Annotated in this window: 20 protein-coding genes; 10 read left to right on the forward strand and 10 right to left on the reverse strand. The window is 33.9% G+C overall.

Annotated elements, in window-relative coordinates; translation table 11 throughout:
* Positions 1-12 precede the first annotated feature (12 nt).
* The 3 genes from ACQY44_RS10370 to ACQY44_RS10380 form a co-directional block, all read right to left on the reverse strand.
* Positions 13-2,253 (reverse strand): hypothetical protein, encoded by a 2,241-nt coding sequence (locus ACQY44_RS10370; RefSeq protein ID WP_428230286.1) that lies wholly within the window; start codon positions 2,251-2,253, stop codon positions 13-15.
* Between the two features lie 91 nt (positions 2,254-2,344).
* A complete protein-coding gene (locus tag ACQY44_RS10375; protein ID WP_428230287.1) occupies positions 2,345-5,032 on the reverse strand; it encodes a carboxypeptidase-like regulatory domain-containing protein in 2,688 nt (895 codons plus the stop codon).
* Positions 5,033-5,074: 42 nt separating this feature from the next.
* Entirely contained in the window at positions 5,075-5,980 is a 906-nt protein-coding gene (locus ACQY44_RS10380; protein WP_428230288.1) for a GLPGLI family protein, read from the reverse strand.
* Between the two features lie 222 nt (positions 5,981-6,202).
* Here ACQY44_RS10380 and ACQY44_RS10385 point away from each other — a divergent pair, with 222 nt between their 5' ends.
* Together ACQY44_RS10385 and ACQY44_RS10390 are read left to right on the forward strand one after the other, a co-directional pair.
* The gene (locus tag ACQY44_RS10385; protein WP_428230289.1) at positions 6,203-7,018 is read left to right on the forward strand and encodes a hypothetical protein; all 816 of its coding nucleotides are present in this window, start codon (positions 6,203-6,205) and stop codon (positions 7,016-7,018) included.
* The gene (locus ACQY44_RS10390) at positions 7,018-7,632 is read left to right on the forward strand and encodes a deoxynucleoside kinase (protein WP_428230290.1); all 615 of its coding nucleotides are present in this window, start codon (positions 7,018-7,020) and stop codon (positions 7,630-7,632) included. Before ACQY44_RS10385 ends, ACQY44_RS10390 begins: the two co-directional genes overlap by 1 nt.
* 104 nt (positions 7,633-7,736) lie before the next feature.
* Here ACQY44_RS10390 and ACQY44_RS10395 read toward each other — a convergent pair whose 3' ends face one another.
* The 5 genes from ACQY44_RS10395 to ACQY44_RS10415 all read right to left on the reverse strand — a co-directional run bounded on the left by ACQY44_RS10395 (position 7,737) and on the right by ACQY44_RS10415 (position 15,565).
* Complete coding sequence (locus tag ACQY44_RS10395) at positions 7,737-10,286, reverse strand: sodium-translocating pyrophosphatase (protein WP_428230291.1); 2,550 nt, start codon at positions 10,284-10,286, stop codon at positions 7,737-7,739.
* Between the two features lie 114 nt (positions 10,287-10,400).
* Entirely contained in the window at positions 10,401-10,931 is a 531-nt protein-coding gene (locus tag ACQY44_RS10400) for an inorganic diphosphatase (protein ID WP_055097158.1), read from the reverse strand.
* A 110-nt stretch (positions 10,932-11,041) separates the two neighbouring features.
* Positions 11,042-11,641, reverse strand: coding sequence for a DNA-3-methyladenine glycosylase family protein (locus tag ACQY44_RS10405; protein WP_428230292.1), 600 nt, complete (start codon positions 11,639-11,641; stop codon positions 11,042-11,044).
* A gap of 377 nt (positions 11,642-12,018) precedes the next feature.
* Positions 12,019-14,520, reverse strand: a complete 2,502-nt coding sequence (locus tag ACQY44_RS10410; RefSeq protein ID WP_428230293.1) for a DUF5686 family protein — start codon at positions 14,518-14,520, stop codon at positions 12,019-12,021.
* A 67-nt stretch (positions 14,521-14,587) separates the two neighbouring features.
* On the reverse strand, positions 14,588-15,565 hold the full coding sequence (locus ACQY44_RS10415; protein WP_089354461.1) for a pyruvate dehydrogenase complex E1 component subunit beta: 978 nt from the start codon (positions 15,563-15,565) through the stop codon (positions 14,588-14,590).
* Positions 15,566-16,055: 490 nt separating this feature from the next.
* On the opposite strand from ACQY44_RS10415, the gene ACQY44_RS10420 reads away from it, so the two are divergent.
* From ACQY44_RS10420 to ACQY44_RS10435, 4 genes are all read left to right on the forward strand, one after another.
* Positions 16,056-16,802: an electron transfer flavoprotein subunit beta/FixA family protein gene (locus ACQY44_RS10420; RefSeq protein ID WP_428230294.1), complete on the forward strand. Its 747-nt coding sequence runs from the start codon at positions 16,056-16,058 to the stop codon at positions 16,800-16,802.
* 86 nt (positions 16,803-16,888) lie between these two features.
* Complete coding sequence (locus ACQY44_RS10425; protein ID WP_428230295.1) at positions 16,889-17,857, forward strand: electron transfer flavoprotein subunit alpha/FixB family protein; 969 nt, start codon at positions 16,889-16,891, stop codon at positions 17,855-17,857.
* A gap of 165 nt (positions 17,858-18,022) precedes the next feature.
* Entirely contained in the window at positions 18,023-18,646 is a 624-nt protein-coding gene (locus ACQY44_RS10430; RefSeq protein ID WP_089477841.1) for a bifunctional nuclease family protein, read from the forward strand.
* 77 nt (positions 18,647-18,723) lie between these two features.
* Positions 18,724-19,575, forward strand: coding sequence for a thymidylate synthase (locus tag ACQY44_RS10435; protein WP_428230296.1), 852 nt, complete (start codon positions 18,724-18,726; stop codon positions 19,573-19,575).
* 52 nt (positions 19,576-19,627) lie between these two features.
* On the opposite strand, the gene ACQY44_RS10440 is transcribed toward ACQY44_RS10435, so the two are convergent.
* Positions 19,628-19,924, reverse strand: a complete 297-nt coding sequence (locus ACQY44_RS10440; RefSeq protein WP_428230297.1) for an isoamylase early set domain-containing protein — start codon at positions 19,922-19,924, stop codon at positions 19,628-19,630.
* Between the two features lie 237 nt (positions 19,925-20,161).
* Between ACQY44_RS10440 and ACQY44_RS10445 the strand changes: the two genes are divergently transcribed.
* The 4 genes from ACQY44_RS10445 (at position 20,162) to ACQY44_RS10460 (ending at position 23,029) form a co-directional block, all read left to right on the forward strand.
* Entirely contained in the window at positions 20,162-20,506 is a 345-nt protein-coding gene (locus tag ACQY44_RS10445; RefSeq protein ID WP_428230298.1) for a 2TM domain-containing protein, read from the forward strand.
* Positions 20,507-20,518: 12 nt separating this feature from the next.
* A complete protein-coding gene (locus ACQY44_RS10450) occupies positions 20,519-21,001 on the forward strand; it encodes a dihydrofolate reductase (protein ID WP_428230299.1) in 483 nt (160 codons plus the stop codon).
* Between the two features lie 584 nt (positions 21,002-21,585).
* A complete protein-coding gene (ubiE, locus tag ACQY44_RS10455; protein WP_428230300.1) occupies positions 21,586-22,317 on the forward strand; it encodes a bifunctional demethylmenaquinone methyltransferase/2-methoxy-6-polyprenyl-1,4-benzoquinol methylase UbiE in 732 nt (243 codons plus the stop codon).
* A gap of 1 nt (position 22,318) precedes the next feature.
* Positions 22,319-23,029 carry a porin family protein gene (locus ACQY44_RS10460; RefSeq protein WP_428230301.1) on the forward strand — a complete coding sequence of 237 codons (711 nt, stop codon included), beginning with the start codon at positions 22,319-22,321 and terminating at the stop codon, positions 23,027-23,029.
* A gap of 9 nt (positions 23,030-23,038) precedes the next feature.
* Here ACQY44_RS10460 and ACQY44_RS10465 read toward each other — a convergent pair whose 3' ends face one another.
* Positions 23,039-23,767 carry a TrmH family RNA methyltransferase gene (locus ACQY44_RS10465; protein ID WP_428230302.1) on the reverse strand — a complete coding sequence of 243 codons (729 nt, stop codon included), beginning with the start codon at positions 23,765-23,767 and terminating at the stop codon, positions 23,039-23,041.
* Positions 23,768-23,781 lie beyond the last annotated feature (14 nt).

Below are 23,781 nucleotides of genomic sequence, written 5' to 3' on the forward strand. Positions count from 1 at the left end.
GGCTTTCTAATTTTAATACGTTCCGTTCTGCATCTTGCTTAACGTCTCTTTTATTTCTGTAGCTGTTTCTTCTTCTACATCATCGTTCAAATATTTAACTGCTAAAGTTTGTGTTTGAATCGCTTTTTCCTTTTGTCCGTCTTTATAATACAACTGTGCCAAAGTATCTAAATAATAAGGATTGTTTTTAGTGACAACCAAACTATATTCAGACCAGGCAATGGCTGATTTTACAAAACTTAAATTTCCCGGTTTTGAAACTACTGTCCATGCAGCAGAATTACATAAGTTAGAATGATATTCTTTGAATGCATTCCATCCGTTATAAGAATAATCAGAATTAGGATCCAATGAAGTAAACATTTCGTCTAATCTTTCAATAGCATTTCCTTTATCCGTTGCCAAATTAGCATTAAAATAAGTAGTAAACTCTTTTAAATAAGTAGTATTAGAACCGTCTCTATCTTGTGCTTCTGCTAAATAAGCAAAATAATTTTGATAACTTTCAAAGTTTCCTTTTCCTGCTGCGATTAGCTTTTTATAAACTGAAATTGTTTTTTCTGCATTTTTTTCGACTGCGATATCATTTTCGGTAACATATTTATTTTGCCGTAATGCTGCTGCAATCTCGTTATTTAAATTTCCTATTACATGCGTTTCGCCTTCTTTAGCTGTAAAAGCAGCACGTTCTGCATCGATGGCATCGTAATGTTTGATCAGATACTCTATCGCAAGAAAATCAATATCCGTTAAAACTTTATCTGTTTTAAAAAACTGTTTCGAAAATCCCTGATTTTTTATTTCTTTCAGGATAGTTTCTACCAGATACATATTTGGTTTTGTATCTTTTTGATGGGTCTCAATCAGTTTTTTCCAGATTTGAGCAACCTCTTTTTTATCTACATTAGTAGTTACAAACTTAAACTCGGTTGGATTTTGATCCGCTGTAGTAGTATAATCCGCATCATAATCATACGGGATTTCCAGAGCAGCGACTTTATTAAAAGCTAAAATCAAATCAGCATCCGTTGCTTTTTTATTTTTTACTGTTTTATTAAACACCAACAAACCATCAGCTCTTTGCAATTTTTTATATAAACCATCGTAATAATTAAACTGATACTGTTTTTCGGTTAAATTAGATTTAGCAGTGGCTAGAATATCTCCAATATTATTCAAAACAACCACACTTGGCGTCTCTGTTACTTTATTTGTTTTTAACCATTTTTTATCATCGGCTGTAGCCAAATAATAATTAAACAAATCGTATTCAGGATGGTATGAATCGTACATATTATATCCTACCTGAGTTTCCTGATCTTTAATAAAAGTATCAAAATCAGCTTTTGCAGCAGTATTTTTGTTATCAACTGCTACTACCAAAAATTTAGTTTTAGCAGTTGCAGTTGAAGCAAGTGCACTTTTTAGATTGTTTTCTATTTTAAACTTAAAATCAAATGTTGCTACAGGAGTAGTTGTGTCTACTGCTACAACAGTAGAATCAGTTGCTGTCCCGAAATCATCACTTACTAAAGGTTCTTTTCCCGGATAAGTCCAATTTGGGATTGTTTTATTTTCTAACGGGACTACTTTTGAAACTTTTTCCGGCTGAGTATCTTTTGTATTACGAAAAACTAACGGGTTTTTTCCTGAATTTTCAGAAATCATTAACTCATTTGTTTTTCTATTAAAAAAACCGGAAATATTCAGATCAGCTAAAGCATCAGCCTGATATTTAATGGTAACTTCCGACACCTCTTTTGGCAGAGCAAATTTCGAAACCTTACTGTCTCCTCCATATTCTTCATATACCAAATACAAGTACTCAGTTCGATCAATTTCAAAATCTATATCTAGTTTATCATCAGCAGGGTTCACTTTCTCTCTAATGTCTGACAATCTCTGATATTGAACATCTCCGGAACCATTTTGTGTCCCTATGTAGAAAGAATAATAGTAAGCTGCATTTAAGAACTTTATCTTAACTTTTTTTGCTTTTTTATCATTTTTAAAAGCAAGATCAAAGCCACTGTCTGCTTTTACACTTGGGCTGAATAGTAATGAATCACCTTTAATCTCATAATTACCGGAATAGAAAACCAATTCGTATTTATTGTCATCTAATAAGTTTAGCTTTATTTTTCGTCCCTGATTTGTAGATAAGTACGATCCTTTTTCAATATTTGTTGTTTGAGAAAAAGAAACAGATATTAAACAAAAGAACGCTAATGAACTCCATATAAAATTACGCATGCTTAAAATTTTAGTTGATACTATTTAAGCAAAGGTATTTCTTTCTTATTAAAAATAAGAATCAAAAATATAAATTTATGTAACCAAAATACTATAAATTATATTTCATTGAAAAGATAATATAACGGGGTTGTACTGTGTATTGCGAAACTCTTGTAGAAAACTGTGAGAAGCTGTCATCATTGAGGTATTTAGTATTTAATAAGTTGGTTGCTGCGATTTTATACTCCCATTTACTCTCCTTTTTTTGATAAATTAAACTGGCGCTTAAAAAATCATACTCGTTATCTACTGTTTTATTGCCATTGTAATAATGGTAAAACTCATACTCTGAAACAAACGAAAAACTATTCAGGAAATAATAGTCTAATCTCGCAAAAGGCTTGTCTGTATAATATGTCGAACCGCTATATTTATTAATCAAAGCATTATAACCGATCTCAAGGTTGGGCATGTTTTTATAATTTGTTGAAGCTTTTACAGTATAACTTTGACTAAAACTTTCTGTAGTTGCCAATTCAGCATTCTGAATATTGTTGAATTTTGACCAATTGAATGTTGCGTTCACAGATGCTTTATAATTCTTTAAAAAAGAACGCCCGTAATTTCCCATTCCGGTAAAAGTTTCATCGGCCAAATTAGAGTTATAGGGTGATGATGACTGATTGATTCCGGTAAAATCTGCACTGGTTTTAATGGCATCGACTTTTTTGGTATAGGTCGCATTGGCAAAAATATTCTCAAAATTGAACATATTATATTTGAAATAACGTAACGAATGTACTTGTGAAGTCGCATTCTCCAAGAAACGATTTCCTCGAAACAAACTGCTGTAATCTGATAAAACATAACCTGCAGCCAATTGGTTAATATCTGTAAAATCATTAGACAAAGAAAAATTATAAGTCAGTGTTTCTGATTTTTTGATTTGATACAAAGCAAAAAAATCAGGCAGTACTTTCATGAAGTTTTGGGAATAATCAGTTCCTAATTGTGTGTTTTTCATCGTGTACGAATGTACGCTGATACCGGGCGTCAATGTAAATTTTCCTGCTAAAATTTTATAGTGAAATCCCAGAAACACATCGTTAAAATTATATTTGACCTTATTATTGTTTTCAGGGTCATTTAAGTCATTTCGGTCTCCATTATCCAGCATTTGGAAAATATGAGAATTAAAATCCTGATACGAATAGGTATTTCCTAACGTAATATTGATATTGCTTTTTGGCGTTACCATGTAGTAATAATCTAACTTGGCATCTACTTTATTGGTTTGCACAAATCGATCCTGATTCAAATCGTTTCTGGATTGATCCGGCGTATAACCGGACAAAACAAAAGGCTGTGTTTTTAGATTGGCATTGTAAAAAGGATTTTCATCCTGATACAAATGCTGCATTTCAAAAGCAAAAATATTTTTATCACTTTGAGTGTAATACAAACTCAAATTTTGATTGATCGAGGTGGGATCTTGCTTTTTACTGGTCAAAATAGTTTCTAAAGCAGATACATTACTGACTACTGATTCGCGCAACAGATCTGTATCTTCATTTTGTTTGGATATCTTTGTTAAGATATCATAATCAAACTGAAATTTATCATTTGGCTTATAAGTGGAACTCAACTTAAAAAGACCCAGATTATTTTTTTGATGTGTTTCTTCATCTCTCTTTTGCTCATCTCCGGAATCTAAAATGGTCGTTTGCGATTTGGTTTCGAGATCTGTTTTTGATGTCGATAATATTCCGAAACCACTAATATTCCATTTTTTGGTAACGGAATAAGCAAAATTGGTCGCTCCAAATTTTGTTTCAATTTCCTTAGCGCGATTATTTCTTAAAATCGAAATCCCCAAGTCGTTTGAAGAAACATTAAAATTACTGCCCCCTTTCTTCATCAGGTTTTTAAATCCGCCTGTGAACTTAAAATAATCCTGGGCCGTTAGCGGCAATTCTCCAATATTATTAAAATTGGTAATTAAGTTAATGCTGTATTTTGGACTGTAATAAAACAATTTCGGATTAATAATATAACGACTATCAAGTTCTCCTACTCCGGTTCCGGCCGTCACATCGCCAAACCAAAAGTTCTTTTTACCTTCTTTCAGCTTAATATTCATTGCGACATTATCCTGATCATTTTCTAATCCTTTTAAAGCCTTTACTTCATTGTAATTTCTTAGAACCTGAATTTTATCAATGGCATCAGCCGGAATATTTTTAACACCAAGTTTAGTATCTCCGTCAAAAAAATCCTTTCCTTCTACCATTAATTTGCTTACTTTTTTTCCTTCCACTTCAATTTCGCCATCCGCATTTACCTCAACACCCGGCAGTTTCTTCAAAATATCTTCCAGTTTTTTTTCTGTTCCGGATTTAAAAGAATCTGCATTATACACAATCGTATCCCCTTTTATGGAAACGGGCATTTCACGCACAATTTCAACTCCTTCGAGCTCGATTCCAGTGTCATCCATAACAATGTTCTGAACGATGTTTGCACTTTGTGTCGAAACAGTAATTTCTTTCGATTTCATTCCGAGGTAACTTACTTTAATCGAGTACGAAGTATTGGGCTTCAATGTCAGTTGAAACCTTCCTTTGTCATTCGTAATTCCGTACGAATCCATGGCTTTTGTAGTAATGTTTACCGCCATAATATTGGCCATTTCTAACGGATTTTTTTGCTCATCCTGAATAAAGCCATCAAAACGAACACTTTGAGAAAAGCATATAGAAGTAAATAGTAAGGCGAGGATAAAAAGAGTCTTGTTCATTAAAAAAATGATTAGAATATATAAAAATTTAGAGGTGAAGTTTTATCTTCCCATCATTGGAGGTGGCCCTCCTGCACGACCACGATTCATTTCTCTAAATTCTTCCATTTTTTTAATTACGGTTTCATCATACTCTTTCTGAGAAATCACTTTGCCTTTTTTAGAAGGCTTTATTTCTACTTTGTCTTTTGCATTCAAAACAATCTTTGAACATAAAATAGTGGTTCTTCCATCATTTACCTCCAAAATCAAACCCGGTAATCCCCAATAATTTTCAGGTCCTTGGTTTACCGGAATCTCTGGCGAGTACCAGGCGGTTACGGTAACTTCTTTTGGCATTTCAAAATTATCTTCGAAATTGGTTTTCGTTTCTCCCGAAGTTTTCTTTGTTTCTTCTTTTTTATCTTCAGGCTTTTTATCTTCATTATTTTTAGGCCTGAAGTTTCTAAAATCGGTTTTGCTGGCTTCTTTTACTGCCGTTGCTTTGTAACAGGTATAGCCTCCAATTTGCTTGGTTTCAGATTCCATTTTCCAGTTTAGCTTTGGCAAAGAATCTACCACCAGAAATTCTTTTCCCATAAATTCCTTATCAACTGTATAGGATTTCGTTTTTACGTCTTTATAGAAAGTTCCTCCACCGCCCATAAACGAATTCATCATGACACGCATTCCGCCACCTTGTTGTCCCGGAGCTTCTAACTTTTCTTCTTCTTTATAAATAGAAGCCGATTTGTCAAAATTCAGAATAAAGGTTTTCTCCAGCATTTTTTTCATTCGGTCCTCCATGGTCTTTTGCATTTCAGGCGTAATATCACGATTGCCCCGCATTCCTTCAAATTTGGGGGCCTGTGTTTTGGATTCATAAACTGCCATTCCCTGAAAATCTTTTTGAGCCTGCATCTGAGTAAATACAAGCATCACGGACATATAATAGATTATTTTTTTCATTGTGCTTTCTTTAAAATTGAGTAAATCCAATAAAACTTACACTCAAATGTATTATTTATTTTAAAATACCGAAAGTTAAATATATCAACACCTCCAAGATATAGACAAAATCGCCTATTAGTTAGACCATTACAATTTAAAAAGGATAAAAAAGTAAATCGATGTGATTTTACAATTCCTAGTGTAGTTTTTTGTAATTTGGCTTCTCGAAACCTTAGTATCATGAGCAAAACGGCACCTTTTTTTTTATATCTTCTCTTTATTGCCTGCTCTTTTTCAGTTGTTTTTTCACAAAATCAAAAAATAAAAGCTGCTTCAGTTTCTCATTTTACAATTGATGTTGATAATTTTTTAGGATATGATTCTTTTGGATATCGGTATCAAATCAACAACAATGTTTTCCGTAAGATCAGAGACAAAGAGATCTTTGAGTACAAAAATGTCTCATTGGGAAAAATTACCAGGGTCGATTTGCAAAACCCGCTTAAAATCGTTTTATTCTATGAAGATTTTAATACCGTAGTTTTATTAGACAATCAATTGAATAAAATCACAGAAATTAATTTTTCCTTAAATAATATACCTATCGTGGTTTCGTTAACCGGAATGTCGACACAAAACCAACTTTGGATTTATAATGCCTTAAACCAACAAATTGGACTTTTTGATTATCTGAAAAATGAATATAAAACGGTTTCTACGCCTCTAATAGAAACCATAAAATACTACCAAACTGATTTTAATACTTTCTATTGGATTGATAAAAAAAACAACTGGTTTTCTTGTGATATTTTTGGAAAAATAACTTCTTTAGGAAAAATAGCTGATTTCGATTGCATCGAGATCATTAACAATCATCAATATCTTTATAGCAAAGCTAATTTGTTGTATTTTAAAGACATCACCAGTACAAATTCAAGTGCTTTTTCTGAAATTGAAATTTTAGAAAAATCGTTTGACAAATTCTGCTACAAAGACCAAATTTTATCTATTTTTACAGATCAGGAAATAACAAATTATAAAATCGTAACACCGTAATGCACATAGCAATAGCAGGAAATATAGGAGCCGGAAAAACAACCTTAACTAAATTATTAGCTAAACATTTTAAATGGGAACCCCATTACGAAGATGTAGTTGATAATCCGTATTTAGATGATTTTTACCATCAAATGGAGCGTTGGTCATTTAATTTGCAAATTTATTTCCTGAACAGCCGTTTCCGTCAGGTATTACAAATTCGCGAAAGCGGAAAGAAAATTATTCAGGATCGAACAATTTATGAAGATGCCTTTATCTTTGCTCCCAACCTGTATTCGATGGGATTAATGACAAGTCGTGATTTTGAAAATTACACTTCTCTTTTTGAATTAATGGAATCATTAGTAAAAGCGCCTGATTTATTGATTTATTTAAGAAGTTCTATTCCTAATTTAGTGGGACAGATTCACAAACGCGGACGTGATTACGAAAACTCTATTTCGATCGATTATTTAAGTCGTTTGAACGAAAGATACGAAGCCTGGGTTCAGACTTATACGAAAGGAAAATTATTGATTATTGATGTCGACAATATCAATTTCGTAGATAATCCGGAAGATTTAGGAAACATCATTAACAGAATTGATGCAGAATTGAATGGGTTATTTTAGAAACACCGATTGCACGAATTTACACGAATAAAAAAATGCCTCTAAATATTTAGGGGCATTTTTTATTATCCTAACAGGTTTTCAAAACCTGTTAGGATAGCTAATTATTTCGCTGCTTCAATTTTCGCTTTTACTTCAGCTTCAGTACCTTCATAAACTTCTGTAGTTGTTTTACCGTTTACTGTTTTCGTTACAGTTCCGGTTGTAACACCGTTAACAGTAGCCAAATTTACCTCAAGCCTGTTTTTACTGTATTTAGTAGTATCAAAACAATCTGTTCTTTGGTGAACATATTTACCGTTTGCATCATAATGTGCTAAACATTTTGCAGTTTCCTCTGCTGTACATCCTTTCTCTTTGCACATTTTAATGCATTCCTCTTTAGTCATTCCTGACATGTCTCCACATTTAGAAATACCACCCGCATGCATTTCGGTTTTGGCACAACAGGAACCTATTCCAGCCATAGCAGAAGTCGAATGCCCTTCACCTAAAATAGGCGCAATGACCAAACCAATCAAACAAGTCAATTTAATTAAGATGTTCATTGATGGTCCTGAAGTATCCTTAAACGGATCTCCAACTGTATCTCCGGTTACGGCAGCTTTATGCGCATCAGAACCTTTATAGGTCATCTCTCCGTTGATTAGAACTCCTGCTTCAAAAGATTTTTTAGCATTGTCCCAGGCGCCTCCGGCATTGTTTTGGAAAACTGCCCAAAGTACACCAGAAACCGTAACTCCAGCCATATATCCGCCTAACATTTCAGCAATTAACTGATTGTTATCAGCGTAAACTAATTTTCCTAATAGTACAATTGCAATCGGGAAACCAATCGTTAAGATTCCAGGCAACATCATTTCGCGTAAAGCGGCTTTTGTAGAAATTTCAACGCATTTTCCGTATTCCGGTTTTCCGGTTCCTTCCATAATTCCGGGAATCTCCTTAAACTGACGACGTACTTCATACACCATATCCATGGCAGCTTTTCCAACAGAATTCATCGCCAAAGCCGAGAAAACTACCGGAATCATTCCACCCACAAATAACATGGCCAGAACTGGCGCTTTAAAAATATTAATTCCGTCAATTCCTGTAAAAGTTACATACGCAGCAAATAAAGCTAAAGAAGTTAACGCTGCTGAAGCAATTGCAAATCCTTTTCCGGTTGCTGCAGTTGTATTCCCTACTGAATCTAAAATATCTGTTCTGGTACGAACTTCTTTTGGTAATTCGCTCATTTCAGCGATTCCACCTGCATTATCAGATATTGGCCCAAAAGCATCAATGGCCAATTGCATTGCCGTAGTAGCCATCATGGCTGAAGCTGCTAAAGCCACTCCGTAAAACCCCGCTAAAGCATATGAAATCCAGATTGCCGCAGCAAACAATAATACTGTTGGAAAAGTAGAAATCATTCCGGTAGCCAAACCGGCAATAACATTTGTTCCTGCTCCCGTTGATGATTTTTGTACAATTGCCATTACTGGTTTTGTTCCTAATCCTGTATAATATTCTGTAACGGATGAAATAGCACCACCAACTATTAATCCGACCAATGTAGCATAGAAAACACGCATTGAGGAAATATCTTTAGAACCTTCTCCAAAAAAGCTCATTTGCATGGTTTCCGGCAACATATAGCGTACTAAAAAGAAACAGGCAATTGCTGTTAGAACAATTGAAACCCAATTTCCTATATTTAATGCTTTTTGTACTTGCGCTTCTTTGGCATTATCATCAGTTATTTTTACTAAAGTAGTTCCGATAATCGAGAATAAGATTCCAAAACCGGCAATTGCCATTGGCAATAAAATTGGGCCAATACCGCCAAAAATATCCTGAATGTTTCCACCCATATCTTTGATCACGTAATTTCCTAAAACCATTGCTGCCAGAACAGTTGCTACATACGAACCAAATAAATCGGCTCCCATGCCCGCAACGTCTCCAACATTATCCCCTACGTTATCTGCAATTGTAGCCGGATTACGTGGATCATCTTCCGGAATTCCGGCTTCAACTTTCCCTACTAAATCGGCACCAACATCGGCCGCTTTTGTGTAGATTCCGCCACCCACTCTGGCAAATAAGGCAATTGATTCAGCTCCTAATGAAAATCCGGCTAACGTTTCTAAAACCTTAGTCATATCTTCAGATGAAGTCCAAACACCGTGCATGAATATTTGAAAGAAAACAATAAAAAATCCGGTTAGTCCTAAAACTGCCAAACCTGCAACTCCAAGTCCCATTACAGTTCCTCCGCCAAAAGAAACCTTTAAGGCCTGCGGCAAACTTGTACGGGCAGCCTGAGTTGTTCTGACATTTGTTTTAGTCGCTATTTTCATTCCCATATTTCCAGCCAAAGCCGAGAAAAATGCTCCAAAAATAAACGCCACCACTATTAATATATGTGTAGTAGGAACAACAAAAGAAATTCCGGCTAAGACTAAACTTGCACCAATTACAAAAAAAGTTAGTAATCGGTATTCGGCTTTTAAAAATGCTAATGCGCCTTCATAGATGTGATCAGAGATCTCCTTCATCTTTCCATCGCCAGCATCCTGTTTTAAAACCCAGGTCCTTTTTATTCCCATGAAAAGTAATCCTATAATTGCCATGACAATTGGCAAGTAAATCATAAATTCGTTCATAATATTTTAATGGTTATTGGTTAATATTCAATAAAGTAACTAAAACGAATTTAAACAAAAAAGCAATACTCCTGACGGGAATATTGCTTTTTTTATAATAGAATAGGGTTAAAATTATTTAATACTAAATAATCCCTCTGGTTTGTTTTCGATATCATTAAAACGTTTCGTACACTCTGCAATAATTGCAAATGCTTCGTTTACGTCTCCCCAACCTTCTACATCTACTTTTTTGTTTTCAAGATCTTTGTACACCTGGAAGAAATGCTCGATTTCTTTTACTAAGTGTGGGTTCATATCCGAAAGATCCGTTAAAGAATTCCAGATTGGATCAGAAACCGGTACACAGATAATTTTTTCGTCTGGTCCTTTATCATCAGCCATATGGAAAACACCAATTGGTTTTACTTCCATTACACATCCGGGAAAAGTTGGTTCGTTTACTAAAACCAATACATCAAGAGGATCTCCGTCAAGCGCTAAAGTTTCAGGAATAAATCCGTAATCAGCAGGGTACATCATTGAAGAGAATAACATTCTGTCGAAACGCATTCTTTTAATTTCAAAATCGTACTCGTATTTATTTCTACTTCCACGTGGTATTTCGATTAATACATCGAAAGTTGTTAGTTTGTCTGCGGTCATTTTTGTTTTTTATTATTTCTATAATTTCGATTGCAAAAGTAACTAAAGAATCCTTTTTTACAATAAAAAACTGCATTAATCTACCTACTTTTCTTTTAAAAAACAGACAGTTAATATGTAATCTTTCGATTTCGTTTATTTAAATAATAATGCCACAGTAAATATGTTGCATAAGATCGATACGGACTCCACTGCCGGGTATGGATTTCCATTTCTAATTTATCGTGAATATCAAGTAATTCTTTGATTGTATTAACGACCGCAATATCTCCTAACGGAATCAAATCCGGTTCCTCAAGGCAAAACATGAGGTAGATATCTATGGTCCAGTTTCCAATTCCTTTTAATTGAATAAGTTCTTCCCGGACTTGTTGCGCAGACTTTGTCGCTAAACTTGCAACATCCAGTTCTTTAGCTAAAATAGCTCCGGCTAAAATTTTAATATACTTTGTTTTTTGACGGCTTACGCCCAAAGCACGAAACTCTTCATCAGATAAAACATACATTTTTTCGGGACTGCAGTTGGTGAATGCTTTAATTTTTAAGAATGTGGCTTTCGCCGAATCGATAGAAACTTGTTGTTCCAGAATCAGCAGCACCAAAGTTTCAAAACCCTGAGGACGTTTCGGGATAGGCGGCAATCCGTACTTATCAATTATTTCCTGAAAAATTGGATTTTTATTAGTTAGAAAATCGATTGCTTCCTGCATGACGTGATTTTTAGCCCCGAAAGCAGTGGAAATCCTTTTATTTTTTTCTTTAAAAAATAAAAGATTGGAACGGATAGCGGGAATAGCTTCTAAAATTAAATAAAAATATCACGAAGGTGCAAAGTTTTTTTCTCACACAGATTTTACAGATTAAACAGATTTTTTTTGATCTTTCTTATGATAAAAAAAATAGAAACGCTTCAATTTGTAATTACAAAGGAAAAATCACATCCCAGCCTTAACGCATAGTAAACCCGACAGGTTTTGCGAACAGGCAATGACAATATTAGGACTTTATATCACGTAAACGCCAAGCAGCAAATTTAAACTTAGCGACTTGGCGTCTTTGCGAGATTATTTTTTTAACCTCAATATTTTTAGAAATAAAATCCAAACGATCCTTTTACTGCAAATTTATTGGCATCCGGTGTATTCAGGTAACTTCCTCTCCAGGAGAAATCGATACGGAATACTTTGAAGATATTCCCAATTCCGGCATTGTATTCCCAATATACATTTTCCGGTGCGTTGTAGGGTTGATCTGATGCGTTGATAGCCCTATTCGCATTTGATATTGTTCCGTAAACACCTTTTACCCCAACAAATTCTCTCCAGTTTAGTTTTCTCATGAATGGAATTCTGGCAAATAATCTTCCTCCAAAATCATGATTCCATTGCAAAGTGGTATACTGATCTGTAATAAATTCGTAAAAATTCAGGTTACTAAATGTATTTTCAATAGTAAAGTAAGTCTGGTTACCCGGAATTACACTCATTAATCCTAACGGAATTGTACCAAAAGTTTTTCCGGTTTCAAGTATAATATTTGATCTTCCTAATGGTCCAATAATAATAGGTTGTTTGTAGAATAATTGTATTTTTTCGTAAGCAAAATCACTATCCAAAACTCCTTTTAATCCATAACTAAAATTTACAAAGAAGTGACTAAACGGACTGTCAACGAGATCTCGTTCTACCCCAAAACCAATTGTTTTACGATTGGGCATATATTCGAACTGAATATTCGCTTCTGATTGTTTTACTGCACTTGCAACAACACCGGCAGGATTTGCTGCAGTCGGCATAGTAGTGTAATAATCTAAACTAAAAGTTGTTGAAGCAGATTCTAACGTTCTATAGGAAATACCAGCCTGAACAACGAAGTTCTTTATGGGTTCCATTTCTACAGAAACATTACTTAGATTAATATTGGTCAGTTTTCCGTTACTTCCTGTGGTAAATAGGGCCGAAGAAGCAAAACTTCGTCCCAAAATATCATTTGTGGTGGTTAAACTAGCCCCAATTTGTTCTATGTCACGCCTGTTTCCTCCGGAGATGATCACTCGATTTTTCTTATCAACCATCCATTTTCCGGAAACACCGTATTTGAATTTATTATCATCGAAACCGTAAGCGGTATAAGCCTGAATACGCCATGGATCATTTGGTCCAAAATACGTTCTTCCTCCTGCACGGATTCGCAAACCTTCGACTTCATTATAACCGAATGTTGAAAATATTGGCCCGAAATCAAAGTTTTTGAACTCGACATAACCACTTCCTAAAATAGAAACCAGACTATAAAGCTGTTTAAATCTTTTGACTGTTTGCAAAGTATCCAGCATTTTATAGATACCCTGTTCGTCTTTATTTAGTTTTTCGAAACGATTCTCTTCCCAAAATTCATCAGGCCGTTCATAAACAGCATTGTCTATATAATTGACTTCCTGCTTATAAAAACTTTCCGGTTTCTGAATATTGAATTTATGACCTCTAAACAAAGTGGTTCTTTTTCCGTAAACTCCTTTTGATTTTTCTTTTTTATTCAGAGCAAAATCAGACATCATATAATCACGCGTCAATAGAAAAACAGAGTCATTCTCTACTTCGAATTCCTGCTCGATATAAATATCTTTTACCCAGTTGATATTGGCGCTTTTAGTAACACCCATATTGATTTTCTTGATCGCAAATGTGGTATCATTTACCCAAAAATCTCCTTTAAAAGTCAATTCGTTTTTACGTCTTGGATAAAAAACAATGTTATAACACCATTTTTTATCAATATAAGCACTGTCTTTCAGGACATAATTATAAACATCAATTCCTGTTCTTGAAAGCGGACTCGTAAAACTTTTATCAAAAAACTTAAGGTGATTGTCGTAGATATTATAATCTGAATACAAATCTTTTACAAAAGCCAGGATTTGCTGATTCCCATTAAATCCGGATGTTTTACTTCCTGTGATATTTTCTTTTGTTTTCTTTAATTTATTATCCCCATAAACATCATATAATGATTCGTTTATAAAAATCGGCAAATAAGTTTTACCAGTAACCTCAGATGTATCAACATGTTGAAAAATAAACTCCATTCCTTTAAAGAGTTTATTCTTCATAAAAGCACTGTCGATTGTGTTCATGTCAAACTCAACTTTCTCGTACTTTTGCATTTGATATTGATTGAATTGGTAGAGACCGTTTTTACGCTTTCGTTCCCAAATTTTTCTCAATATATCCAAGGCCGGATTATTTTTCTTAGAAGTTTTTCCGGTATAAATTACCACTTCGTTTAATACTTCAGCTTCGCTTAAAACAATTTTAAAATCATAATTTACAGCCTTTTCTAAAGGAACCTCACGATCCGAGAATCCTGCAGAACTTACCAATAATGCGGTATAAGTAATTGGCGATTCCAGATAGAAACGACCGTCTTCATTAGAAACTATTCCTGTATTTGATCCTTTAAAAACCACATTGGCAAACGGAACAGGCTGATTCGATTTGTCCAAAACAATTCCACTCACTTTAGTTTGTGCAATAGCAATACTTGCAAATGCAAATACAAAAAACAGGCTGAGTAAAATTATCTTTTTCATAATCTGGCAAAAAAAAACTTCATCAATTAATATGACTGATGAAGTTTTATAAGTATTGTTTAATTTACTATTTGTACATTACTTTCTTTACTGCTTTTACTACATCAGCTGCATTTGGCAACCAGTCTTTTAGTAAAACAGGAGAGTAAGGTGCTGGTGTATCTGCTGTTGTAATACGCTGAATTGGAGCATCAAGAAAATCGAAAGCCTGCTCCTGAACGATATAAGTGATCTCAGATGAAATACTTGCAAACGGCCATGCTTCTTCTAAAATTACTAAACGGTTTGTTTTTTTAACCGATTTTAAGATTGCGTCTTTGTCCATTGGACGAACGGTTCTTAGATCGATAATCTCACAAGAAATACCTTCTTTAGCTAATTCATCAGCAGCAATAAAAGCTTCTTTGATAATTTTTCCGAAAGAAACGATAGTAACATCTGTTCCTTCACGTTTGATATCAGCAACTCCTAGTGGAATTGTATATTCTCCGTCCGGTACTTCTCCTTTATCACCGTACATTTGCTCAGATTCCATAAAAATTACAGGATCGTTATCACGAATCGCTGATTTTAATAATCCTTTTGCATCATAAGGAGTTGAAGGCACAACAACTTTAAGACCCGGAGTGTTTGCAAACCAGTTTTCTAAAGCTTGAGAGTGAGTAGCTCCTAATTGACCTGCAGAAGCAGTTGGTCCACGAAAAACGATAGGCACATTAAATTGTCCACCTGTCATTTGACGCATTTTAGCAGCGTTATTTATAATTTGATCAATACCTACTAAACAGAAGTTGAAAGTCATGTACTCGACAATAGGACGACAACCGTTCATAGCTGATCCTACTGCAATTCCTGTAAAACCAAGCTCAGCAATTGGAGTATCGATTACTCTTTTTTCGCCAAACTCAGCAAGCATTCCTTTTGAAGCCTTGTATGCTCCGTTGTATTCTGCAACTTCTTCGCCCATTAAATATATGGATTCATCGTGACGCATTTCTTCGCTCATCGCTTCGCAAATGGCCTCTCTAAATTGTATTGTTCTCATATTTATATTGTATGTTGAATTTTCTGAAAAGCAAAAATAAATATTTTAAATAACTTAAAAGCATAAATTAGATTTAAAATCACACGATCTTCCTTCGGACTTACGCTTTTAACTTTTTAAAAATTATTGTGACATTTACGAAATCGATATAATAACATCTATTTCATACATAAAAACTCTTATCATACAAATTCAACTCTTTTTGTTTAATTCTAAAATTTACAGAATTGTTTCTGTAAAACGTAACAATTCAAAAAGTAGTATAAATCAGCTAAAATTTAACATATGTAAAAATCCACCCCTTTGTACACCCTTAATAATCAGCCTAAATGAATATATGATTTCTTTTCGACTATACAAAAACAGCTCTTAAACCTTACATTCTTCGAAATCGTAATAGTTTTCAAAAATATTATGCATGCATAGTATAATTATTCCAAATTAAATTCTAAATTTGTAGAAGCATATTATAAATATAAAATATATACTTATGAAAATATTAGTTTGCATCAGCCACGTGCCTGATACTACTTCAAAAATCAACTTCTCCAATGGTGACTCAGAATTCGATACCAATGGTGTACAATATGTAATTAATCCTAATGACGAGTTTGGTTTGACACGTGCTATTTGGTTTCAGGAACAGCAAGGCGCTACTGTAACTGTAGTAAACGTTGGAGGACCTGATACTGAACCAACTTTACGTAAAGCACTTGCAATTGGTGCAAATGAAGCAATTCGTGTAAATGCAAACCCAACTGATGGTTTTTTTGTTGCAAAGCAATTGGCTGAAGTAATCAAAAACGGAGGTTACGACTTAGTAATTGCAGGAAAAGAATCTCTTGATTATAATGGCGGAATGGTTCCCGGAATGATTGCAGGAATTTTAGGCTCTAACTTCTTAAACTCTTGTACAGCTATTACTGTTGACGGCAGCAATGTAAAAGCAGTTCGTGATATCGATGGCGGAAAAGAAACCGTAAGTACAACTTTACCATTGATCATTGGTGGACAAAAAGGTCTGGTTGAAGAAAAAGATCTCCGTATTCCTAACATGAGAGGTATTATGACTGCAAGAACAAAAGCACTTACAATCCTTGAACCGGTTGACGCTCCTGTAAATACAAAAGCAGTAAAATTTGAAAAACCAGCACCAAAATCAGCAGTAAAATTAGTTTCTCCTGATAATTTAGATGAGTTAATCAATTTATTACACAACGAAGCAAAAGTAATCTAGTAAACAGTTTTCAGTCTCAGTTTTCAGACTTCAGTTTAGAACCTGAAACGCGAAACCTGAAACTAATAACCTTTAAACAAAAAATCATGTCTATATTAATATATGCAGAATCTGCAGAAGGAAAATTTAAAAAAGTTGCTTTTGAATTAGCTTCTTACGCTAAAAAAGTAGCAGAATCACTTGGAACAACCGTTACAGCTTTAACTGTAAATAACAGTAATGTTAGCGAACTGGCTAAATACGGAGTTGACAAAGTATTAAAAGTAACCAATGATAAATTAGCAGGTTTTACAGCTAAGGCTTACGCAGATGTTATCAAACAAGCTGCTGAAAAAGAAGGGACAAAAGTAGTTTTACTTTCTTCGACTACAGACAGTATTTATCTTTCATCATTAGTTGCCGTGGCTCTAAATGCTGGTTTCGCCTCAAATGTTGTTGGATTACCGGTTAGCACTTCTCCTTTTCAGGTAAAAAGAAATGCTTTCTCAAACAAAGCTTTCAATATCACAGAAATCAATACAGATGTCAAAGTTCTTGGCTTGGCTAAAAACTCTTACGGAATTTTCGAAAGTGCAGGATCTGCAACTGAAGAAGATTTTAACCCATCTATTGGAGACAATGACTTTGGTGTAAAAGTAGAATCTGTAGAAAAAGTAAGCGGAAAAGTATCTATCGCTGATGCTGATATCGTAGTTTCTGGCGGACGTGGATTAAAAGGCCCGGAAAACTGGGGGTTAATCGAAGATTTAGCTGCCGTATTAGGTGCTGCAACTGCATGTTCTAAACCCGTTTCTGATTTAGGCTGGAGACCTCACAGCGAACACGTTGGTCAAACAGGAAAACCGGTTGCAACCAACTTATATATTGCAATAGGAATTTCTGGCGCAATCCAGCATATTGCGGGTATCAATTCATCAAAAGTAAAATTGGTAATCAACAACGATCCTGAAGCTCCTTTCTTTAAAGTTGCCGATTATGGTGTAGTTGGAGATGCCTTTACAATTGTTCCGGAATTAATTGAGAAATTGAAAGCTTTTAAAGCACAACATTCTTAATTTAAAAATTCTCTATAAAAATATAGCTGCCTAAAAACAAGATAATCGTATCTTTGTTTTAGGTGGCTTTTTTGTTCCATATTTTTTGATTAAAATTGCACCTTTATTTTTCAATCAAAAAAAGTATTAAAATGAGGCATTAATTGCCCTTTTTTACCCACATATATGAGTCTAGTAAAATTATCCATAAAAGGAATTTCATACAGTCAAACTCAAAATGGCGCTTATGCCTTAATTTTGAATGAAGTTGATGGCGAAAGAAAATTACCAATAGTCATTGGCGCTTTTGAAGCCCAGTCGATTGCTATTGCATTAGAAAAAGAGATTAAACCTCCCCGCCCATTAACACACGATTTGTTTAAAAACTTCGCAGAAAGATTTGATATCGTTGTAAAACAAGTGATTATCCATAAGCTTGTAGATGGTGTTTTTTATTCCAGTTTAATTTGTGAAAGAGACAAAATTGAAGAAATCATTGATGCCAGAACTTCTGACGCTATTGCATTGGCTTTGCGTTTCAATGCTCCTATTTTTACCTATAAAAACATTTTAGACAAAGCAGGAATTTATTTAAAATCAAATACTGCGGAAACAGATCAGGGATCTCAGGAAATTGATGATGTACTTTCTAATCCTGAAACTTTTGGACAAGAAGAAGAAAGCAATCAATCCGGTGATGTTTATGCCAAACATAGTTTACAGGAACTAAACGAGCTTCTAGATCAGGCCGTTTCTCAGGAAGATTACGAAAAAGCAGCTAAAATCAGAGACGAAATCTCGAAAAGATAAAATTCAATGTTTAATCGCTGATTTGTTTATTCGGTTAACCGATTAAACAAATCAGCGAATAACCGAATAAACCAATTATGAAGCAATACTTAGATTTAGTAAAACATGTTTTAGAAAACGGGAACCAAAAAGGAGACCGAACAGGAACAGGAACCAAAAGTGTTTTTGGCTACCAGATGCGTTTTGATTTAAGTGAAGGTTTTCCAATGGTTACAACCAAAAAAGTACACTTAAAATCTATTATTTACGAATTGCTTTGGTTTTTAAAAGGCGATACCAATATAAAATACCTTCAGGAAAACGGTGTAAAAATCTGGGATGCCTGGGCAGATTCGAATGGGGATCTAGGTCCCGTTTACGGGCACCAATGGCGCAATTGGAACAGCGAAGAAATCGATCAGATCTCTGAATTAATTACAGAACTTAAAACTAACCCAAACAGCCGCAGAATGCTGGTTTCAGCCTGGAACCCATCTGTTTTGCCGGATACTAAAAAATCATTTGAAGAAAATGTAGCCAACAACAAAGCTGCTTTACCTCCTTGTCATGCTTTTTTTCAGTTTTACGTAACAAGTCCTGATCCTGAAAAAGGCGAGACAAAAGGAAAATTATCCTGCCAGTTGTACCAACGAAGCGCAGATATCTTTTTAGGAGTTCCGTTTAACATTGCTTCTTATGCATTATTAACCATGATGATTGCTCAGGTTTGTGATCTTGAAGCTGGAGAATTTATTCACACTTTTGGAGATGCACACATCTACAACAATCATTTTGAGCAATTAGAACTACAATTAACACGCGAGCCAAAACCATTGCCAAAAATGATCCTGAATCCTGAGATTAAGAACATTTTTGATTTTGATTATAATGACTTTACACTTTTAGACTACGAACCGTATGCCGGCATAAAAGGTAGTGTTGCCGTATAAAATATAAAAAAATCCGCTTAAAAATTTAAGCGGATTTTTTTATACTCATTTTTCAAACCACCAAAACACTATTTTCACTTCCGGCAAAATCATTCCATTTATAAGAATCTGCCTCAGGATCATTAACATAACTTCCGTCAATTACATACTTAAACTCGTAAATTGCATCTTTAACCAAGTCATAAGTGGCTTTAAAAGTGCCATTTTTTAACTTACTTAAAGTTCCTTCTTCAATATTCCAGTTGTTAAAATCTCCCACAACCGCTGCCGAACTTGCATCTTTAGCATCTACAGAAAATGTAACTTTACAAACCGGCTTCGTTTTAATAAATTGTTTCTTCAAAGACATAACTATTTAGTTTTTAGATTCATACACTAAATTACATAAATTCACATGAACATTCGATACCTTCACAAGCGATTTGTGATAATATCAAAAACAGAATATTTTTTTAGCTATATCAATAATTAAATCGCTTTTAAATTTTGGATTTCAAACTCTTAGCTCATTTTAGACGAAATATTATAGAATCTAAATAGGGTGATTACAAAATAAATTTTAACTTTATAACCTCATTTATATCTTATGGAAAAAGAAGTGCACGAACAATACGAATACGCCAGAAGAAGACTTAGACAAAAAAAGATTCTCTACTTTCATTTTGTACTTTTTCTACTAGGGAGTTTGTTTCTATTTATTGCCAATAGATTTTTTGGTTTTGGCGCTAACACAGAACAAAATTGGTGTCTTTGGGGTATTACAATCTGGTTCTTTATCTTTATCTTACATTTTATAAAAGTGTACATCACAGATCGGTTCATGAATAAAAAATGGGAAAGAGAACAAATTGACCGCCTTGTTGCTTTACAGCAAAAAAGAATCAGTCAGTTAGAGTCCCGAATAAATGAGGATACTGAAAATAAAATTTAGTTTTATATTACCATGATTATAATGATAGCGGCTGTTGCCGAAAATAACGCACTTGGAAAAAACAATGAATTAGTTTGGCATTTACCAAATGATTTTAAAAGATTCAAAACGCTTACAACGAATCATCACATCATTATGGGAAGAAAAACTTTTGAAAGCTTCCCTAAACCACTCCCAAACAGAGTACATGTGGTAATAACACGTCAAAAAGATTATCATCCGGAAGGCTGTATTGTAGTTGACAGTATCGAAAAAGCAATTGCTGCATGCCCTGAAAATGAAGATTCTTATGTTATTGGAGGAGGCGAAATTTACAATTTAGCACTACCTTATACAGACATTATAGAAATAACCAAAGTACACCATACTTTTGAGGCTGATGCTTTTTTTCCTAAAATAAACAAAGAGAAATGGGAACTGGTAGAATCTGAAGAAAACTTTAAAGATGAAAAACATCTTTATGATTATACGTACGAAACATACATCCGAAAATAAAAAAACATCCTCTTGTGAAGGATGTTTTTTAAAAACGATTGATTTTTTGATCTGACTTATTCCAGAAATAGTTTTGGTAAAAAAAAATCACAAATGTCAAAATAAACATTTGAATAACTGAATAACATTTAATGTTAAAACTGAGAACGAATCTCAATAGAGCCTTTAATAACAAATACCACTAAGATATTAAAGGCAAGAAAATTAAAATTTCCAAAAACAAATTTAATCCTAAGAACGTATTTCGCACTTATAAAGAGTATTGGCCCCAAGAACAATACTTTCAAAACTACTTACAAGAACAAATGAAACTACCAGTGCAAAAAAATATTCATTTGATTCAAGTCATTATATTCTATCAATCATTAAAATTTTATCTTTTAACTGTAGCAAAGTTGCCCATAAAAACCACATCCTGCAATACCCACTTTTAGTGATTTTTTCAAAATACCGTCTTTCGGTGATAAGCCAGAATTACATCTCAATTAAGAATTAAATACCAATACCCAAAACATTTAATTTACAAATTAAAAAACTCAATTACAGTTAAGACAGATTGTATTATATTTGCGTAAATAAAAAAAATGTCTGAAAAAATAACCCCATATAAAGACTCTTCTTTAGGTAAAAAAGAGCAAGTTGCCCAAATGTTTGATAACATTTCCGGAAACTACGATAATTTGAACCGCGTAATTTCATTTGGAATCGATATTAAGTGGCGAAAAAAAGTATTAAAAATAGTATCGGATAAAAAACCAAAAATCATTCTTGATATCGCAACCGGAACTGGCGACTTAGCAATCCTGATGACACAAACCAATGCTGAAAAAATAATTGGTTTAGATATTTCTGCAGGAATGCTTGAAGTGGGAAAAAAGAAAATTGAGGAAAAAAAATTATCTACTATTATTGATTTAGTTTTAGGAGATTCAGAAAAAATACCTTTTGAAGACAATTACTTTGATGCTATTACAGTTGGTTTTGGTGTTCGTAATTTCGAGAATTTAGAAAAAGGATTTACTGAAATTTTGAGAGTTTTAAAACCAAACGGTGTATTTGTAATTTTAGAAACTTCAGTACCCGATAAAACGCCTTACAAACAAGGATATAAATTTTACAGTAAAAACATCCTTCCAATCATCGGAAAGTTGTTTTCTAAAGACAATTCAGCTTATGGCTATTTGTCTGAATCTGCTGCTGTTTTTCCTTATGGAGAAGCTCTGAACAATATTTTGAGAAAAATTGGGTTTATAGATGTTGTAGCTATGCCTCAAACATTTGGCGTTGCAACCATTTATTCTGCATCTAAAAAATAGTATGAAAAAAACTGTAGTCTTACTTTTATTAGTCTTAACGACACAAGGATACTCTCAATTTGCTAAAAGCATGTTTAGCAAGGATCCTATCATAAATCTTGAAAACTGGCAAAAACAACGTCTGTATTTTGGATATTACTTAGGTTTTAATAGTTTCGATTTTAAATTTGACTATAAAACTCCAGGTCCGGACATTCAGGTAAAGAAGACTACCGGTTTTAATGTTGGTGTTGTAGCTGATTTAAGGCTGCAGGAATATATTAATTTGCGTTTTGAACCAGGTTTGTATTACACAAAACGCGATTTGTTTTATCCAAATTTACCCTTAGAAAAAGATTACTTAAGAGAAGTAAACAGTACCTATATTCACTTCCCATTATTATTAAAATTCTCCGCTTTGCGTACAGGAAACATCCGTCCGTATTTAGTTGGAGGGATGTCTACGACATTAAATTTATCCAGTAACGCAAAATCAAAAGACGACAACTTTGAAGGCAAATTCAGGGTAAAACAATGGACTTCAGCCTATGAACTTGGTTTTGGAATAGATATTTTTTCAGAATATTTTATTTTCTCCCCTTCTATCAGAGGTATGTTTGGAATTACTGATGAATTAATTCGTGACAATCCGGCAAACGGACCAAGCCCATGGACAGACAATATAGATTCAATGAAATCAAGAGCCATTTTAATTAATTTCACTTTTCATTAAAACAAAAACCTAACTATTTCGTTTAAATTCACTAAGAATAATTGCTGTTGCAGTAGCTACATTTAAACTTTCGGTTTTTTGCAGCACTCCAAACCTTGGAATTGTGAGTCGGCTTGTAACCATTTTTTCAATCTCTGCTGAAATACCATTGGCTTCATTACCCATAATAATGATTCCGCTTTGAGGTAAATTAGATTGATAAATATTTTCGCCATCCATAAAAGTTCCAAAAACAGGGAGAGTTGTCTCTGCAATAAAAGCTTTCAAATCAACATAATTCACATTTACTCTTGCAATAGAACCCATTGTTGCCTGAACTACTTTTGGATTATAAATATCGACGGTTTCTTTAGAACAAATAATTTGTTTGATACCAAACCAGTCACAAAGACGTAAAATCGTGCCCAGGTTTCCGGGATCGCGAATATCGTCTAAAGCTAAAATCAAACCAGAGTTGGTTATTTTATTTTCGAATGGAATTTTAAAAACCGCCAAACATGAATTTGGAGTTGATAAAGCACTAATTTTTTTTAGTTCTTGCTCATTAATAAGCGTGCATCTTGAAGAATGAACCTCTTCAAAATCATTTAGAGTGGTGTATAAATGCTCTAATTCAAAATTGGATAGCAACAATTCTTGAATTACTTTTACTCCTTCTGCAAAAAACAATTGATTTGCAAAACGTTGCTTTTTTTGATGTAAACCTGAGATAAGTTTTATTTGGTTTTTACTAACCATAAAATAATGTACTT

The sequence above is a fragment of the Flavobacterium sp. genome (assembly GCF_965277525.1).
Taxonomy (GTDB): domain Bacteria; phylum Bacteroidota; class Bacteroidia; order Flavobacteriales; family Flavobacteriaceae; genus Flavobacterium.

Coding starts and splice junctions, on each gene's coding strand:
- ACQY44_RS10380 (WP_428230288.1), bottom strand. CDS start 5,980: ATGAAAAAAATAATCTATTATATGTCCGTGATGCTTGTATTTACTCAG.
- ACQY44_RS10445 (WP_428230298.1), top strand. CDS start 20,162: ATGGAAAAAGAAGTGCACGAACAATACGAATACGCCAGAAGAAGACTT.
- ACQY44_RS10415 (WP_089354461.1), bottom strand. CDS start 15,565: ATGAGAACAATACAATTTAGAGAGGCCATTTGCGAAGCGATGAGCGAA.
- ACQY44_RS10425 (WP_428230295.1), top strand. CDS start 16,889: ATGTCTATATTAATATATGCAGAATCTGCAGAAGGAAAATTTAAAAAA.
- ACQY44_RS10375 (WP_428230287.1), bottom strand. CDS start 5,032: ATGAACAAGACTCTTTTTATCCTCGCCTTACTATTTACTTCTATATGC.
- ACQY44_RS10420 (WP_428230294.1), top strand. CDS start 16,056: ATGAAAATATTAGTTTGCATCAGCCACGTGCCTGATACTACTTCAAAA.
- ACQY44_RS10410 (WP_428230293.1), bottom strand. CDS start 14,520: ATGAAAAAGATAATTTTACTCAGCCTGTTTTTTGTATTTGCATTTGCA.
- ACQY44_RS10440 (WP_428230297.1), bottom strand. CDS start 19,924: ATGTCTTTGAAGAAACAATTTATTAAAACGAAGCCGGTTTGTAAAGTT.
- ACQY44_RS10385 (WP_428230289.1), top strand. CDS start 6,203: ATGAGCAAAACGGCACCTTTTTTTTTATATCTTCTCTTTATTGCCTGC.
- ACQY44_RS10390 (WP_428230290.1), top strand. CDS start 7,018: ATGCACATAGCAATAGCAGGAAATATAGGAGCCGGAAAAACAACCTTA.
- ACQY44_RS10430 (WP_089477841.1), top strand. CDS start 18,023: ATGAGTCTAGTAAAATTATCCATAAAAGGAATTTCATACAGTCAAACT.
- ACQY44_RS10370 (WP_428230286.1), bottom strand. CDS start 2,253: ATGCGTAATTTTATATGGAGTTCATTAGCGTTCTTTTGTTTAATATCT.
- ACQY44_RS10450 (WP_428230299.1), top strand. CDS start 20,519: ATGATTATAATGATAGCGGCTGTTGCCGAAAATAACGCACTTGGAAAA.
- ACQY44_RS10405 (WP_428230292.1), bottom strand. CDS start 11,641: ATGCAGGAAGCAATCGATTTTCTAACTAATAAAAATCCAATTTTTCAG.
- ACQY44_RS10465 (WP_428230302.1), bottom strand. CDS start 23,767: ATGGTTAGTAAAAACCAAATAAAACTTATCTCAGGTTTACATCAAAAA.
- ACQY44_RS10400 (WP_055097158.1), bottom strand. CDS start 10,931: ATGACCGCAGACAAACTAACAACTTTCGATGTATTAATCGAAATACCA.
- ubiE (WP_428230300.1), top strand. CDS start 21,586: ATGTCTGAAAAAATAACCCCATATAAAGACTCTTCTTTAGGTAAAAAA.
- ACQY44_RS10395 (WP_428230291.1), bottom strand. CDS start 10,286: ATGAACGAATTTATGATTTACTTGCCAATTGTCATGGCAATTATAGGA.
- ACQY44_RS10435 (WP_428230296.1), top strand. CDS start 18,724: ATGAAGCAATACTTAGATTTAGTAAAACATGTTTTAGAAAACGGGAAC.
- ACQY44_RS10460 (WP_428230301.1), top strand. CDS start 22,319: ATGAAAAAAACTGTAGTCTTACTTTTATTAGTCTTAACGACACAAGGA.